This is a genomic window from Shewanella frigidimarina NCIMB 400, assembly GCF_000014705.1.
In the GTDB taxonomy this organism is placed as follows: Bacteria; Pseudomonadota; Gammaproteobacteria; order Enterobacterales; family Shewanellaceae; genus Shewanella; species Shewanella frigidimarina.
In genome coordinates this window covers 4309001-4323219 of record NC_008345.1, presented here as the reverse complement: position 1 = coordinate 4323219, position 14219 = coordinate 4309001, and the positions used below count along the sequence as shown (strand labels likewise).

At 40.1% G+C, this 14219-nt stretch carries 12 protein-coding genes; 7 read left to right on the top strand and 5 right to left on the bottom strand.

Annotation, left to right across the window (positions count from 1 at the left end; all coding sequences use genetic code 11):
- Nucleotides 1–57 precede the first annotated feature (57 nt).
- Together SFRI_RS18720 and SFRI_RS18715 are read left to right on the top strand one after the other, a co-directional pair.
- Nucleotides 58–2259 (top strand): alpha/beta fold hydrolase, encoded by a 2202-nt coding sequence (locus SFRI_RS18720; RefSeq protein WP_244262843.1) that lies wholly within the window; start codon nucleotides 58–60, stop codon nucleotides 2257–2259.
- A gap of 4 nt (nucleotides 2260–2263) precedes the next feature.
- The gene (locus tag SFRI_RS18715) at nucleotides 2264–3283 is read left to right on the top strand and encodes a hypothetical protein (protein ID WP_011639056.1); all 1020 of its coding nucleotides are present in this window, start codon (nucleotides 2264–2266) and stop codon (nucleotides 3281–3283) included.
- Between the two features lie 81 nt (nucleotides 3284–3364).
- On the opposite strand, the gene SFRI_RS18710 is transcribed toward SFRI_RS18715, so the two are convergent.
- Nucleotides 3365–3616 carry a DUF2999 family protein gene (locus SFRI_RS18710; RefSeq protein ID WP_011639055.1) on the bottom strand — a complete coding sequence of 84 codons (252 nt, stop codon included), beginning with the start codon at nucleotides 3614–3616 and terminating at the stop codon, nucleotides 3365–3367.
- A 440-nt stretch (nucleotides 3617–4056) separates the two neighbouring features.
- On the opposite strand from SFRI_RS18710, the gene SFRI_RS18705 reads away from it, so the two are divergent.
- Nucleotides 4057–4788, top strand: coding sequence for a hypothetical protein (locus tag SFRI_RS18705; protein WP_041413236.1), 732 nt, complete (start codon nucleotides 4057–4059; stop codon nucleotides 4786–4788).
- A gap of 388 nt (nucleotides 4789–5176) precedes the next feature.
- Here SFRI_RS18705 and SFRI_RS18700 read toward each other — a convergent pair whose 3' ends face one another.
- Nucleotides 5177–7003: a S8 family serine peptidase gene (locus tag SFRI_RS18700; RefSeq protein WP_011639053.1), complete on the bottom strand. Its 1827-nt coding sequence runs from the start codon at nucleotides 7001–7003 to the stop codon at nucleotides 5177–5179.
- Between the two features lie 243 nt (nucleotides 7004–7246).
- Between SFRI_RS18700 and SFRI_RS18695 the strand changes: the two genes are divergently transcribed.
- The gene (locus tag SFRI_RS18695) at nucleotides 7247–7972 is read left to right on the top strand and encodes a hypothetical protein (RefSeq protein ID WP_011639052.1); all 726 of its coding nucleotides are present in this window, start codon (nucleotides 7247–7249) and stop codon (nucleotides 7970–7972) included.
- Nucleotides 7973–8146: 174 nt separating this feature from the next.
- On the opposite strand, the gene SFRI_RS18690 is transcribed toward SFRI_RS18695, so the two are convergent.
- Nucleotides 8147–8425, bottom strand: coding sequence for a peptidylprolyl isomerase (locus SFRI_RS18690; RefSeq protein WP_011639051.1), 279 nt, complete (start codon nucleotides 8423–8425; stop codon nucleotides 8147–8149).
- Nucleotides 8426–8653: 228 nt separating this feature from the next.
- On the opposite strand from SFRI_RS18690, the gene SFRI_RS18685 reads away from it, so the two are divergent.
- The gene (locus SFRI_RS18685) at nucleotides 8654–10747 is read left to right on the top strand and encodes a prolyl oligopeptidase family serine peptidase (RefSeq protein WP_011639050.1); all 2094 of its coding nucleotides are present in this window, start codon (nucleotides 8654–8656) and stop codon (nucleotides 10745–10747) included.
- Nucleotides 10748–10996: 249 nt separating this feature from the next.
- Here SFRI_RS18685 and SFRI_RS18680 read toward each other — a convergent pair whose 3' ends face one another.
- Together SFRI_RS18680 and SFRI_RS18675 are read right to left on the bottom strand one after the other, a co-directional pair.
- Complete coding sequence (locus SFRI_RS18680) at nucleotides 10997–11581, bottom strand: hypothetical protein (RefSeq protein ID WP_011639049.1); 585 nt, start codon at nucleotides 11579–11581, stop codon at nucleotides 10997–10999.
- A 10-nt stretch (nucleotides 11582–11591) separates the two neighbouring features.
- A complete protein-coding gene (locus tag SFRI_RS18675; RefSeq protein ID WP_011639048.1) occupies nucleotides 11592–12413 on the bottom strand; it encodes a cytochrome c3 family protein in 822 nt (273 codons plus the stop codon).
- Nucleotides 12414–12872: 459 nt separating this feature from the next.
- Between SFRI_RS18675 and SFRI_RS18670 the strand changes: the two genes are divergently transcribed.
- On the top strand, nucleotides 12873–13670 hold the full coding sequence (locus tag SFRI_RS18670) for a winged helix-turn-helix domain-containing protein (RefSeq protein WP_011639047.1): 798 nt from the start codon (nucleotides 12873–12875) through the stop codon (nucleotides 13668–13670).
- Nucleotides 13671–13674: 4 nt separating this feature from the next.
- On the top strand, nucleotides 13675–14193 hold the full coding sequence (locus SFRI_RS18665) for a hypothetical protein (protein WP_011639046.1): 519 nt from the start codon (nucleotides 13675–13677) through the stop codon (nucleotides 14191–14193).
- Nucleotides 14194–14219 lie beyond the last annotated feature (26 nt).

Here is a 14219-nt window from a genome sequence, read left to right as displayed (position 1 = left end):
TATAAATTTTGTTACTTACTGTTTTGTATGTTTTTTACTCAAAAAAATGGATGTTTTATGTTTATATGTCAACGGATGACGATGGTGATATTATCATCAATATTATTTTTTATACTTTCAGCTTGTGGTGGTGGTTCCTCTGATGAGCCGGCAAAAACTGCACCGCCAGCCCCTAAAATTATCTACACTGATTATACCATTACAGCCATTGACGGTTATTTAGAAAATGCGACTGCATGGTTAGATGTAAATAATACGGGAAGTTACTCTTCAACTCATCCAACATCTCAAACGCATGGCAATGGAGAGGCTATTTTAAGTATTCCAGATACTTTAATAGCAACAAATTTTCCAGTTATTGTAGAAGCAAAACCGTTGATCACTTTTGATAAAGGTCTTAACCGGTTAGTCACTAATAGTTTTACTTTAGCTGCACCAGCAGGTGAGAGGGTAGTGACTCCATTCTCTACGCTTGTGTATATTAAAATGAAATCTGGATTGTCTCAAGATGCTGCTATTTCTGACATTGCTAATGAGTTACAAATTTCAAATGTTGAATTACTTACAGATTTTATTGCTAATAATAATCAACGTATGACATTAATTGCTGCAGATATGGTGAGATTAAATATTTTCCCAGAAACACCTACTCAATTAGTCGAGGTGACTGTTAACCCGCTAAATATTTCAACCGAAGTTACTCAATATGCCAATATACAAAGTGACACCAGTAGCTTTAAAGCCGTTGTTAGAAATTCATCTAATATTATTGAATTGGATACTGATAATGATGGTATTGCCGATGGTGAAGATGGGGATATTGATGGTGACGATATTCCAAATGAACAAGATCCTTATCCCTACATTATTGATCGCCATACAGAAAGAAAGCCAAGTGAATTACTACTGGGACAGATAAAAACTGAAACTCTCCTAGCGGGTCAATGGCATTACTTTGAATTGACAACTCTAGATAATATTTTATTAAATGTTAATTTGTCGCAATTAACAGGAGATGTCGATCTATATGTAAAGCAAGATTCGGTTCCGACAAGGTTTGATTATGATTGCCGTTCAAATAATAGTTTCCAAAGCGCAGAAAAGTGTCTTCAAAGATTAAAACAAGGTCAAAAACATTTTATTGCCGTTGCGGCGAGGGAGGACTCAGGGTATCGCTTAGAAGCTATTTTAGATGAAATAGTAGTGAGTAAAGTGAGTTTATTGTTGCATGGCTTAGCGTCAGAGGCAGGGACTTGGAATAAGCTAGTTGATGATGATAGTTTCTTTTCTGGTTCATGTACTAGGTTGAATATAGCTGATGAACTAACCGAATTGCCCCAAGCTAACAGTAAAGGTGAATATTGCTTTAGGCTTGATTTTGGTGGTTATGACCGAGATAGTGGCTTAGCCACAGCTGGTTTAGATGGTAAAACGTGTATTACTGTTGATGGATGTAATGGTGACTTTTCAAACTTTAATTTATTAGGTAAAGAAGTCGAAACCGCTATTGACCAAATTGTGACTGCATTAGGTATAGATACTGAAGTTGTTTTGCTTGGACACAGTCGCGGTGGGTTAGCTGCTAGAGCTTATTTACAAAATTCGGATTCACTATATAAAGAATACGTTAAAAGTTTAGTTACTACTGGTACTCCACATCAAGGCTCACCTTTAGGGCGTTTTTATCGTTTTATGGAATTAAATTGTATCCCACAAATTTCTTATCAAAATGATAGTGGCATGTGTGAAGATAACTGGGAAGTTGTCAAAATGTTAGCTGGAGAACGATGGTACTTAGATTATGAGTATATAGATTTAAGAGTTCCCAGTATTGACTTTTTGTCGCCAGAATCTACAGAAATAATAGAGTTAAATGGTAATATTTTAGCTCTTGAAAATATCATTATTGCTCAATTGAGTTATCGTGGAACCAACTTTGGCATATTAGCAGAGGATGTTGGATTAGGTTCTGATTATGATCTATATGATTATGGCGCATGGTTCGGGGGTGATCATCCACATCCAAGTACCCTGCGTTATATTGAGAATGGCCAAACAAGAGATAGTTTTATTGGTGATGGTATCGTTCCTGCTTATAGCCAACAGTTGAGTGAGTTATTGATTCCTGTTGCTCGAAATGTTGATTTATCTTTTTCTAGTACAGCATACAATGTAATCCATACAGAACAGACTCAACAAGTGAGTGATTTATACTCAATGTTTGAATCGGTTCGGGTACAAATTGGCTGGGAGCAGTAATTATATGAAAAAGAAGATTATTATCCTTTTAGCTATTGGCATTATTTCTGTCGCGACTTATGTTGTTTCTGATGCGAGCAAACAAGGTCAAAATATTGTTCAAGCTGCCAGTGATGCAAAAAATGTCACTCACTTAGTGAATAATGCTCCAGATAAAATTGCACCAATAGCAAAAATTGAAACCGCAATGTCTAAGCCAACAACTAAGTCGATATCACCCGATGAGCTCTTTGATGTATGGGGGGAAATCAAAACCCTCTTAACTGCGGGTAAAATAGATATAGGTCTTGAAAAGCAACTCATTAATTCATTGAAACAGACGAGCAACCCACAAATATTGGCAGAAATTAGCCAATTATTGCAGCAACCAGATGTTAACTTAACATCCAGAAATCAAGAGTATTTATTAAGTTTACTAGCCGTAATAAATACCCATGAATCGGTTTCATTGCTCCTAACGACACTAGAAAATACTCCCATTACCGATTCGAATGCGATATATTCGGCGAAAAAATCACTACAAAAAATAGCTCGTTCTGATACTCATATGAGTTTGTTTGAATCGAGTTTTAGTCGTATGGATAGCGATAATATCTTTTTATCTGATATTGCCAATGCTATTGCGAAAAATGCTTCAGAATCAAGTTTCGATTTTATTATTAATCAAATCGATAGCCTTGGTGATAAGTCCAGTATTGCAATGAATAGCATGGAGAATATTACTCAAGAAAAGCTTGTTCCTAAGCTACAGCAAATAATTAACTCGAGAGACCCAAACAGTGAACTAAGTCAGGTGTCGCTTACAACACTTGCTAATATGGGGCAATATGAAGCTGCTGTAGCACTGATCCAATGGAGTGCATATCAACCACCAAGTGCTGACAAACTGGTTACTGAACTTTTTAATTCAGCAGTTAATAGCAGCCCGTCAGCATACAGAGCCATAGAAAAAGAACTTAATAGTTACGATTTCTTGAGCTCTGAAATAAAAAAGACAATTCAAACTATTTATTCAGCCCGTTAGTAACAAACCGATGAAATCAAAAACGGCCAGCATCTTAGATACTGGCCGTTTTTTGTTAGTGCATTTTTAATAGCTTAGTGCTTATGGTTGTAGCTGGGCTTTTGCCGCTTCAACTTTTGAAAAATCTAAGCCAAGTTCTACCACAGCTTCTTTGATCAAGGCTGGGTTTTGCATCACCATGCCCATCAACTGTTGTAGCTTTTCTGCAGGAATACCTAATTGACCAATAGTTGCCATTGCTGCGAATGGGTTTTCAGTTAACGTCTGGAACAACTCATTAATTTGTACGTCACTGATATTGTGTTCTTTGAAGATGGCAAGAATCGGGTTCATTGCTATACCTTGTAATGTTAATTGACTAAGTTGTGATTTTATCACGTTTTCATAATACTGGTGCAAGCCTCATTATCTATTCATGATAACTGTCGATATGATTGATGTATTGTTTACGGCCTCAGAGTCGCCGCTACTATTAACGTCAGTCTAGTGATTCAGTCTTGTAGCTCCGTTTCATGACTCTATCTTAATTGCTCTGTCTTATTACTCTACAACATATCAACTACTTGAATTAACTACATGAATAAAAATCTGTAATAATTCATAGGCTTATTCATGCCTGCCTGCTTGGTGTTGTGTTGAGGGATTATAGTGATAGTTCATCATGTCTATATTAACGGCGATGCATTATTGATTGAGTTTACAATATTGGCGTTTATACTAAGCCCGGTATGGCATGGTGCTGTATGTTTCGTTTAACTACACGGATGTTTTATATGGATATTGTTACCCTTTGTATTGCCGTTGTTATTTCTCAACCGTTAATTGTGTATTTGGCATTTTATAAAGATACCGGCCTGACAACGAAAAAAAACGAGTTTTATCAATCCTTTTTAGTTATTCCTCCCAGCTTTGCTTTCTTCTATCTAGACCAATACTGGTATGCGTTAAGCTTACTGGCTGCAATCACGTTATTCGGTTTGCTATTGGCCAAAATGGTTAACCATAAGGCAAGCCATCCTATTGTTCGCGATGATCTCATTTCATTCGCTATTGCGTGGTTGATAATATTTGGCATAGGTCATTTTATTGCAGGTTTATTTACAGGCTCAAGTCAAAACACCGCTGTAACATCAGAGGTTACGGCGGTAACAATACAACAAGGAATGTACTCCGCATTATCAATTTCACTGCTTTATTTAGCGATTATGCTGGTGGTATTTTGTGTCCGAGTTTTAGAGAAAAAATATATAACCAAAGAAAAGTTTAGCGACTTTTTGCTACTCATTTGTAGTGTTATCGGTGGTGTGCTTCCCGTCATGGGTGACTATTTTATGTTGAGTATGATGCTAAACTTTTTTAGCTTGTTTTATATCAGTGGAATGATTATTCGCTTAGATGGGACTGGTCCTTCTAGTGGCGCCGTTGGTTTTATTTTTAGCTATTTATTTATGATGGGTGCAGGGGTTTGTCTGTTGTTCAAAGGTGGAGCTTGGTTGTTTGGTTAACCTTTACTGAGTATAAAGCTCATTATTCTGCTATCGATGTAATACTAGTATTTCAATATGCTTAATGACAAAAAAGAGATATAGAAAATCGAGATCACACCGTGATAAATGTTGGAATTTGCACTGCGTTTTTAATATTCTTTTTATGGTCCAGCATGCTTTTAACAAGGGCTTGGCATTACTGATTTGTACTCGTCATGCTATACAACTTACAACTTACAACTATTGACGAGATTTTAGCGGAGCTTGACACAATACTAGCAAAGCACAATTGAAGTACATGTGGCATTGAGTGTTTTAAAAAATAAAAAATCATCTCAAATTGAGATGATTTTTTGTTCGGACTATTTAAGCTATAGCCTCATTAATAACGTTTGTTTCTAGCTAATTAAAACGTGACATTTTTTTCTGCACTACAAGTGGCAGTAGAAGATTCGCATACTTGATAAGTGTATGTTCCACCGCCTTTTGCTGAAATACTATCTGTATAGCTACCGTCATTTGCCGTAGTGGTTACTTTGCTGTTGTTGCGGAAAATGTCTACATTGGCTGAACTTGCACCGCCAAAGGTTAAATCAACTTTGTTAACGCCTTTCGATTTATAACCATTAAGTGACAATGTAATATCGCCGCCCGTTGGTGGCGGAGTTACCCCACCGCCTGCACAGCCATTACTTGATAAATAAGCATCTGCAGCAGCAGCTTGCACAATACCATAACCAAAGTAGTCATCTTTACCTGATGCTCCGGCGTCTAACGCTGTGACTTTAAGTGCTGCACGGATTTCACTGCCCGTACATTCGTTATGTTGTGACCATACTAAGGCTGCAATTCCCGACACCGCAGGAGTAGCCATAGAAGTACCACTCATAAAGCCAAAGTCTGATGTACCAATATCAATATTTGCAGTTGCCGCATTAACTAAGGTTGATCTATCTTCAAATGCTGCCCCAACGGCAGGAATACTTGTCGCATTAGTATCACCTAATGTACCGTACAGCATGCCTGGTTCATTATTAATAATAATGGCACCGACACCACCAGATGCTTCACAGTTAGCGACTTTATCGTAAAATGAAATTACACCACGGTCGATCACACAAATATTACCGTTAGCACCTGAGTTGGTTGACTCAGCTGTTCCCATGTAAAATGTGTTACCCACTACTGAACCTGCGTTTTCCATTGCCGATGAGGAAAGAGCGAATCCGTCTGCTGATAAATTTGACGCAGTAGCTTGCCCTGCTGGATAGGTTGAAAGGGTATCTACACCGCCGGCGGAAACTTCAACACAAATGGTTTCATCAGTTGTTACTTTACGACCTTTACCCGATGTACATGTCGGGAACTGAGAGAAATCTGCAATAACGTTATTGCTATCATTGGCACCAATCATCATCACTGATGAATAACCTGCAGGATATGAACGCACATTATTGCCATCGTTACCTGCAGCTGCAATGACGAGCCCGCCAGCATCGCTGAAGCTTTGGAATGCATTTGATTCTGTTGAGTTTGAACCGCCGCCACCTAAACTCATGCTAATAATATTGGCGCCCGCTTGTGAACAAAGATTTGCAGCTTGAGCTAAATCAGATGAGTAACCCCACCCGTCGGCGTTAAATACTTTGATGATGTGCATATCAACACCAGGAGCCATGCCAATAACGCCAAAACCGTTATCTGCAGCGCCAATAGTTCCGGCTACATGTGTACCGTGTGGACCACCATTCTCGTCCCAGTTGCCTGTACCACTGTCGTTGTTACCGGTAATATTATTCCACACAAAATCAGCATTACTGCGATCGAGACCTGAGTCGATTACACATACTTTGATGCCCGCATTAGGGTTGAATGTGACCTGATCGGCTTGCGATTGATAAACTGCATAAGGTGTTATTTGGGTTGTCATTGGATTACCAATGTCGTCGGAAAAGCCCATTAAATGACGTCGTTGATCTTCTTCAATTAATTTAACGTGTGGGTTATTGAGTAATCCTTTAACTTGATCTAAATCTTTGCCGGTAAACGTCGCGGCGATAAAACCTTCTCCATCAACATTAATTTGTGCACCTAATTTTTTGGCAAGAGCTTTTACAATCCCTTTTTTTTGTGGGTCAACTTGAATGACATAACGGTCGTCGCTTGCTTGTACATGTGCCGTTGCTGTAAGACCAAGAGCTAATAGTGACATTGAAATAGTCGATAGTTTCATAGAATAAGCATTCCTATTTGTTATTATTTTGTGGTGGTTAACTCTGCTTTATAGACATCAACGTGGCTTAGTCTTCAGCAGTTAAATTATTTCTACACTTATTTTGTAACATAAAATTCATTTGGTTAACAAATTATTAACGTTGTGTGTTTTGGTTTTAACCACAAAACAGTTTTTTATTTGCTGTTTAGTCGAGTAGGGCATTACCATGATGCACAATAAGAGAATAACAAAGGGCATATCATGCGAGCTTTATCAATCAATGAGTCACCACCGCGCAGTCGGCAAACTGGTGCCTCTGGAGCCAAACTGTTACTGATTATTGCAGCAACGATGCTTGTTACAGCAGGGCTGACATTTTTTATTATCCGCACTTATATCTTTCCGTCACCGCTTACCCCAGTCAGCTTAAACGCTAAAGAAGAGCAACAATTGGATCAAAAATTGACTCAGTTAGGTTGGCAAGTTGAACCTCGCTCAGCGGTTACAGCATCAAGTGGTGATTCCCGTACTACTGATAATGTTAGTGCAGATAGTGATGAGTTAACCCCTGAAGCGTATCGTGAGTTTGACGCTGATCGGCAAGTGACATTTAGTGAGAAAGAAGTGAATTCGATGATTGGTCGTAATCCTGATTTTGCTCAGCGTGTCGCAATTGATTTTTCTAATAACTTAGCCAGTGCCAAAATGCTGATCCCGATCCCAGACGACTTTCCGATTATGGCTGGGGAGATTTTACGCGTGAATACTGGGCTTGATATTCATCTTGATGCTAATCGTCGTCCAGTTGTTGCGCTAGTTGGCGTGAGCTTAATGGGCGTGCCTATTCCGAATGCGTGGCTAGGAAACATGAAAAACGTTAACTTGGTCGGTGAGTTTGGCGATCGTGGCTTTTGGAATGCTTTTGCTGATGGTGTTGATGATATTCAAATTCGTGATGGTGAGTTGTCGATCAAACTGCGCAAGTAAATATTGTAAGTCGTTGGTGTTTTTAAAAGTGGGCGTTGATATCAAGCCCACAACTTAGTATTTATTTATGACTGAACTGTTCTGGGCTTGCTCATTCGAAGTGTGGCTCATTCGAAATACGGTTCACTATATGCGCGACTATTGTCGATGTTACTCTTTTCAATCCGACGATTGCTAGGTGCGATAAAGTACCTTCACCACATGCCAGCCAAATTTGGTTTTGACGAGGTGCGGCGTAATGAGCTCGCCGTTGAAACAGACTTTATCGAATGGTGGCACCATTTGACCTTTTTTAAATTCACCCAAATTGCCGCCGCTTTTGGCCGAAGGACAGCTAGAATGTTTTTTGGCTAAAACATCAAATTTAGCACCGTTATTAAGCTGCTTAATGATGTCTTCAGCCTGAGTTTGGTGTTTAACTAAAATATGTAATGCTGCTGCGGTTTTGGCCATGTTGGTGCCTGTATTTATTTGTTTGAATGGGTAGAGCAATGTTTAGCGCGACATTATACCTGCTTAGTCGACCAAATTGGCATGATAATCTAGCAATAATTTGCTCTGTTATGGGGCATGGCCTGTTACTGTTTGCTCTCCTTATCGATTGAACATCTACATGGATCCTATAAAGTAGATGCATGCTAGTAAAATGCCGCAAGCAAATAACAAAAAAGGAAATTTTTAATGCTTAAGCGAATCATACCCTTATGTATAGCGAGTGCGATGACAATGGCTACACCAGTTAATGCAGAAGAAGACAAATATATTTGGTTAGAAGATGTTGAAGGCGCTAAGCCGCTGGCGTGGGTTAAGCAGCAAAATGCTGTGTCTGCAACACACATTAAGGCTTACTCAGGTTTTGATAACTTAGTATCAAACAGCCTAGAGATTTTAAACGATAAAGCCCGTATTCCTTATGCCACTCGTATTGGCGATTATTTGTATAATTTTTGGAAAGACGAAATCCACGAGCGTGGTATTTATCGTCGTACCACACTGGCGGAATATGCTAAGGCTGAACCCAACTGGGAAACCGTGCTTGATATCGATGCCCTTGGTAAAGCAGAGGGGGTTAATTGGGTATTTAAGGGCATTGAATGCCAATATCCACAGAACGAGCGCTGCTTTGTGTCGTTGTCTCGTGGGGGCGCAGATGCCGCTGAGGTGCGAGAATTTAATTTAACCGCAAAAGCGTTTGTCGACAGCACTCAAAAGCCGTTTGTGTTGGCTGAAGCTAAGTCAAGGTTAAGCTGGATTGATAAAGATACCGTGTTTGTCGGAACTGATTTTGGTGATGCGCAAAGCATGACGGATTCAGGCTATCCAAGTGTGGTTAAATTATGGAAACGCGGCACACCGTTATCTGCAGCCAAATTAGTGTTTAGAGGTGATAAAGCCTCAGTTGCCGTGTCGGGTTATGTGATGTTTGATGATAAAACACCGCTGAATATCGTCACAGAAAGTTTAACCTTCTACACCGCTAAACATTATGTTTATCAAGATAGTAAGTTAGTGTCGCTGCCTATTCCTAAAGATGCCGATTTAAAAGGTTACTTTAAAGGTCAGCTATATATAGAGTTAAAAAGCGATTTAGTCACCCCCAAAGGTACTTTCAAACAAGGTGCCATTGTTTACACACCCGTTGATAAACTCATTGCGCAAAAACCTGAGTTTAGTGAACTGGTATCGCCAACGAAGCATGCTTCTATTTCACAAGTCGCATTTAGCCAGAATGCCATTTTTGTCACTTGGCTAGATGATGTAAAAAGCAAACTTGTACGATACATGCAAAACGATAAAGGTGAGTGGCAAAGCAAACCTGTGCCATTTGAAGCCAATGGCACCTTAAGTGTGTTTGATGTTGAACGTGATAGTGATGATTTTTTTGTTAATTACACCAGCTTTTTAGAACCAGCCAGTTTATATCGCTTAAATGGTGCAAGCTTAAAAACCGATAAAATTAAAGCCATGCCGCAACAATTTAGCGCCGATAAGTTTGTCACGAAACAGTACTTTGTTAAGTCAAAAGACGGCACAAAAGTGCCTTATTTTGTGGTGATGGCTAAAGACATTAAACTCGATAGCAGTAACCCTACATTACTTTATGGTTATGGCGGTTTTGAAGTATCGCGCTTACCAGCCTATTCGGCCACTATTGGTAAAAACTGGTTAGAGCAGGGCGGTGTTTATGTACTTGCTAACATTCGTGGTGGTGGAGAGTACGGCCCAGCTTGGCATCAAGCAGCGTTAAAGCAACATCGTCATAAAGCGTATGAAGACTTTGAAGCCATTGCTGAAGACTTAATTGCCCGTAAAATTACGTCAAGCAAGCATCTTGGTATTCAAGGTGGTAGTAACGGTGGTTTGTTAATGGGTGCTGCATTTACTCGTCGTCCTGAGCTGTATAACGCTGTAGTGTGCCAGGTGCCATTGTTGGACATGAAGCGCTATAACAAGTTATTGGCTGGTGCCAGTTGGATGGGCGAATATGGTAACCCTGATATCGCAGAAGAGTGGGAATACATTAAAACCTATTCGCCATATCACAATTTAAAACAAGGGGTTAAATACCCTAAAGTGTTCTTCACCACGTCAACACGTGATGACCGTGTGCACCCAGCGCATGCGCGTAAAATGGTGGCGAAAATGGAAGACATGGGCATAGATGTGTTGTATTACGAAAACATTGAAGGTGGCCATGCTGGCGCGGCAGACAATACTCAGGCCGCCGAGTTAAGTTCAATGGTTTACGCATACTTAATGCAACAGCTTCGTTAAATTTATCAGTAGCCAGGGTTGAATAAAAAAGGGTTTCAGCGCTGCTGAAACCCTTTTTTTGTTTTCAATATTCACAGCTATACAGTGTTAAACTATTTATCTAAGCGGTGCATACCCAGTTTTGTATATTCAAGCCGTGCTGCGAAAATGATAAAAAGAGCCGCAGTGTAGTGCTGCGGCAAATAGCCTGAAGCTAATGAGCACAAGTGGTTTTCTCTCGCCATTAGCCGGGGGGAGGCTGAATGATGATTAATTGCTTGGGTCAATCAACTCAATTTCATTACTGGCAAGCGCGCCCTTAATTTGGACCGCAACCTTAAAGACCATTTCAGCATTTGCCGATGCTTTACTTTGTAAGTCGAGATCGCTCACATTAAAAGTATATTTACCCGCAGTATCTGTCGCTTCTAATGTGCCTGTACAGGTGTCGGTGGCTGTACTATCGCATTGATAGTTTTGAGTGACATGCCAACGTTTCCAAGCTTTAGGCTTTATGGAAGGTGAGGCCGGGTCAGGAAAACCAAAATACACAATATCGTAATTGGCTACGTTCGTTAGCGCTTCACCTTCACTATTAGCAACAGTGAATGATAGTGCGCCAGTAATGGAGTCAAATGTGTCGAGTTTAACCACCACAGTGCTGGCATCATCAATACTCACGCCATCAACAACAGGCGGTACAACTACTACTGGTGGCACAACAACAGGTGGCACAACAACAGGGGGAATAACAACCACTGGTGGCTCAGTGACAACTTCGTCATCATTGTCGCTATTACAGCCAAAGATTAACAATGAACTCGCTAATATGGCGCTAAGATATTTAACCTTCATGATGCGCTCCTTAATTGTAATGCCCTGTGTGACAAGTGGTACATTCCATATCCGTTTTCACGCTAGCTGCAGAGCCCATCGTTTCGGTAACGCCATGACAAGACTGACATGCCTGCGCTTCAGCAGACGGTTTTGCTTCTGCTAATACTGAAATATCTTCACCGGCATTGGCACGATTGAGTAAATCAACAATATAAAAAGCCATGCTGGCAGAGAGGCGTTTGCAACGTTCACCTTTTAACGCAAAAGGCTTTCCAGATGCCGCAGACCAATTACTAATAGATGAATGGCACAGTGGGCTGTTAGCAATAGAGGTTTTACCTACTTCGAGTGATTTAGCATCTGTAGAGCCAATGCCCGCAATGAACTCAGCAGATGATAAAGGTAAATCGTTAGTTTCGTAGTAGCGGAACGATGCACCAATAATGGCGCTGTTTTGCCCATTAATATCATCAAGAATATTAATCAACATACCGGCAGCATTAAGGTTGCCACACAATGTTCCTTGGCCAACCACGCCTGCCCAACCATAGCCTGCTAATGCAGTAGGGATAGTGGCAAACTTACTGGCGTCAACGCTGCCAGATGCCGCTAGCATAGTCACAATGGCGTGAAACACTTGGTGCATACAACCGCCCCCCGTTTCATAGGCAAGCTTTGCTGTTAGCATCGCATCAAGTGGCGCATATTTAAGTTTTTCACCTAGTTCTAAACGGTAGTTTCCATCTGCGTCTGTGGCAGCAAATGCAGACGTGCCTAATAATGTTGCCCCAGCTGCTGCAGTGCTTAAACCAATAATCTGTGTCAATGCTTGACGTCTGTTCATGCTCATAATAATCACCCTTTACTCATCGTTATTTTATTATTCCCAATCTCTAGTGTTGGGGGGTTTTTGAGTTGCTAGTAAAAAACGAGCTAACAACTTGATGTGGTAACAATAAGCAATGGAGCAATTAAAAATGTGATTCAAAGCAGATAAAGATAGCAGATTGAAATATGGATTTTTAGTGATTATGGCATCGTTTTTTTACGGACAATTTGGCTTAAATTTAAGAGTTTTCATGATGTAAGTCTCATTATTTTCCACATTTCATACATCTTCTCAGCCATTTAGTCTGTTTTTAAAATCATGAAATGACGTGATATCGCTCACAAATTGATTAGTTTGCACATTTAAAGGCTTACATTTTATAAGGAATAAAGTGCTTAAGCATCAGGATCACAGAATTAATAAGATTTTATGCATACACTTCAGTATGTCGAAATTAGGTCAATTATAGAGGCGGTCTACATGCAATTGGGGCATTGCAGGTTCAGTATCGACAAAGGGGAGTTGATTAACCAGGAAACTGGGGTGGTGTGGCATCTTCCCAGAGCCGAATTACATGTGCTGACTTTATTGGTCGAGTATCAAGGGAAAGTTGTTGCTAAACCATTATTAGAGTCAGGTCATGAAGACGAGTCACATTTAAGTTCAGCGTCAGTCGCTAGGGCTATTTTTACCTTACGGTCTTTTCTTGGACCACAATATGAAACGCTTATCGAAACAGTAAAAGGCCAAGGTTATTTGCTAAGGCATCATCGTGCCCGTAAAGAAACCGACAATAAATTGGGCCGCGTATTCATTCGACCTTTACAAGCTTTGCTGGTGGTCATTGCCCTTATTAGCGTGTCGCTGGTAAGTTTATGGTGGTTTAATCAAGTCGGCCATGCTGTCAGCCCAACCATGCCGTTGAGCATAGAAACTGCAACCTTAGATTCAGGTCAGCAAGTCGATGTGATTTTGTATTCCCCCTCAAACACTAATAATGAGTTGCTGATTGATCAAGGGCAACATCTCACACAAAGTTTATTAGGTTGTACTGAAACGGTATGGAATAGAGCTTTTTTATCTTTATCGCATGACAAGCAAGTATTGAATATTACTCTAAGAGGTGATTATTTTGGCCAATCTATTATTCGTAATTTAAAAATTAGCGACTTACGCCAACCTAAACGGTTTATCAATCCAGAATGGCTTGAACAAGTGAATATTTGCGACTCGTTACCTGTTCGACTTGCCTCATCTCATAGAACTCAGGGGCGTTAGTACAATGGCAAGAAAAGGATTATGGGCCATCAATATTGTCATTCTGCTGTGTTTGCTGGCCAGTATTGGCGCCATTTACTCGCTAACATCTAAGGCTCCAAGCTTTATGTTGAGCTGCAGTTCTGAACTGTTTAATCATGAAGTTGGTACAGTAGACAGCGATCATTACTTATTGGTCGATTTAGTCTCTAAAGATGGTTTAGCCCAAATTAACTATCGCTATTATGACTTAGAGGGCAATTCTGCTGGCACATTAGCGATGACGGGCAAAGTAAATAAAATTGATGCTCAAAGGCAAATGTACGATATTTCAGTGACCACTAAACAAGAGTATTTGGGCGGAAGCAGTTTCGAGACCCCAGCACATTATGAATATTTGTCGTATGTGAGCGGAATAAATTTAAACAAGAATGGCATGCACTCATTAAGCATCCAGGTGTTGGAACGCGATGAAACTAAAGATTATGCAGTGGTATTATTTCAGCCGAGTAATACCGTATGTGGCTGTCGTTTGGTGCATTAATTTATGCAAACAAAAAGGTCGATGCA

Coding starts and splice junctions, on each gene's coding strand:
- SFRI_RS18720 (WP_244262843.1), top strand. CDS start 58: ATGTTTATATGTCAACGGATGACGATGGTGATATTATCATCAATATTA.
- SFRI_RS18685 (WP_011639050.1), top strand. CDS start 8,654: ATGCTTAAGCGAATCATACCCTTATGTATAGCGAGTGCGATGACAATG.
- SFRI_RS18665 (WP_011639046.1), top strand. CDS start 13,675: ATGGCAAGAAAAGGATTATGGGCCATCAATATTGTCATTCTGCTGTGT.
- SFRI_RS18715 (WP_011639056.1), top strand. CDS start 2,264: ATGAAAAAGAAGATTATTATCCTTTTAGCTATTGGCATTATTTCTGTC.
- SFRI_RS18700 (WP_011639053.1), bottom strand. CDS start 7,003: ATGAAACTATCGACTATTTCAATGTCACTATTAGCTCTTGGTCTTACA.
- SFRI_RS18695 (WP_011639052.1), top strand. CDS start 7,247: ATGCGAGCTTTATCAATCAATGAGTCACCACCGCGCAGTCGGCAAACT.
- SFRI_RS18680 (WP_011639049.1), bottom strand. CDS start 11,581: ATGAAGGTTAAATATCTTAGCGCCATATTAGCGAGTTCATTGTTAATC.
- SFRI_RS18670 (WP_011639047.1), top strand. CDS start 12,873: ATGCAATTGGGGCATTGCAGGTTCAGTATCGACAAAGGGGAGTTGATT.
- SFRI_RS18705 (WP_041413236.1), top strand. CDS start 4,057: ATGGATATTGTTACCCTTTGTATTGCCGTTGTTATTTCTCAACCGTTA.
- SFRI_RS18675 (WP_011639048.1), bottom strand. CDS start 12,413: ATGAGCATGAACAGACGTCAAGCATTGACACAGATTATTGGTTTAAGC.
- SFRI_RS18690 (WP_011639051.1), bottom strand. CDS start 8,425: ATGGCCAAAACCGCAGCAGCATTACATATTTTAGTTAAACACCAAACT.
- SFRI_RS18710 (WP_011639055.1), bottom strand. CDS start 3,616: ATGAACCCGATTCTTGCCATCTTCAAAGAACACAATATCAGTGACGTA.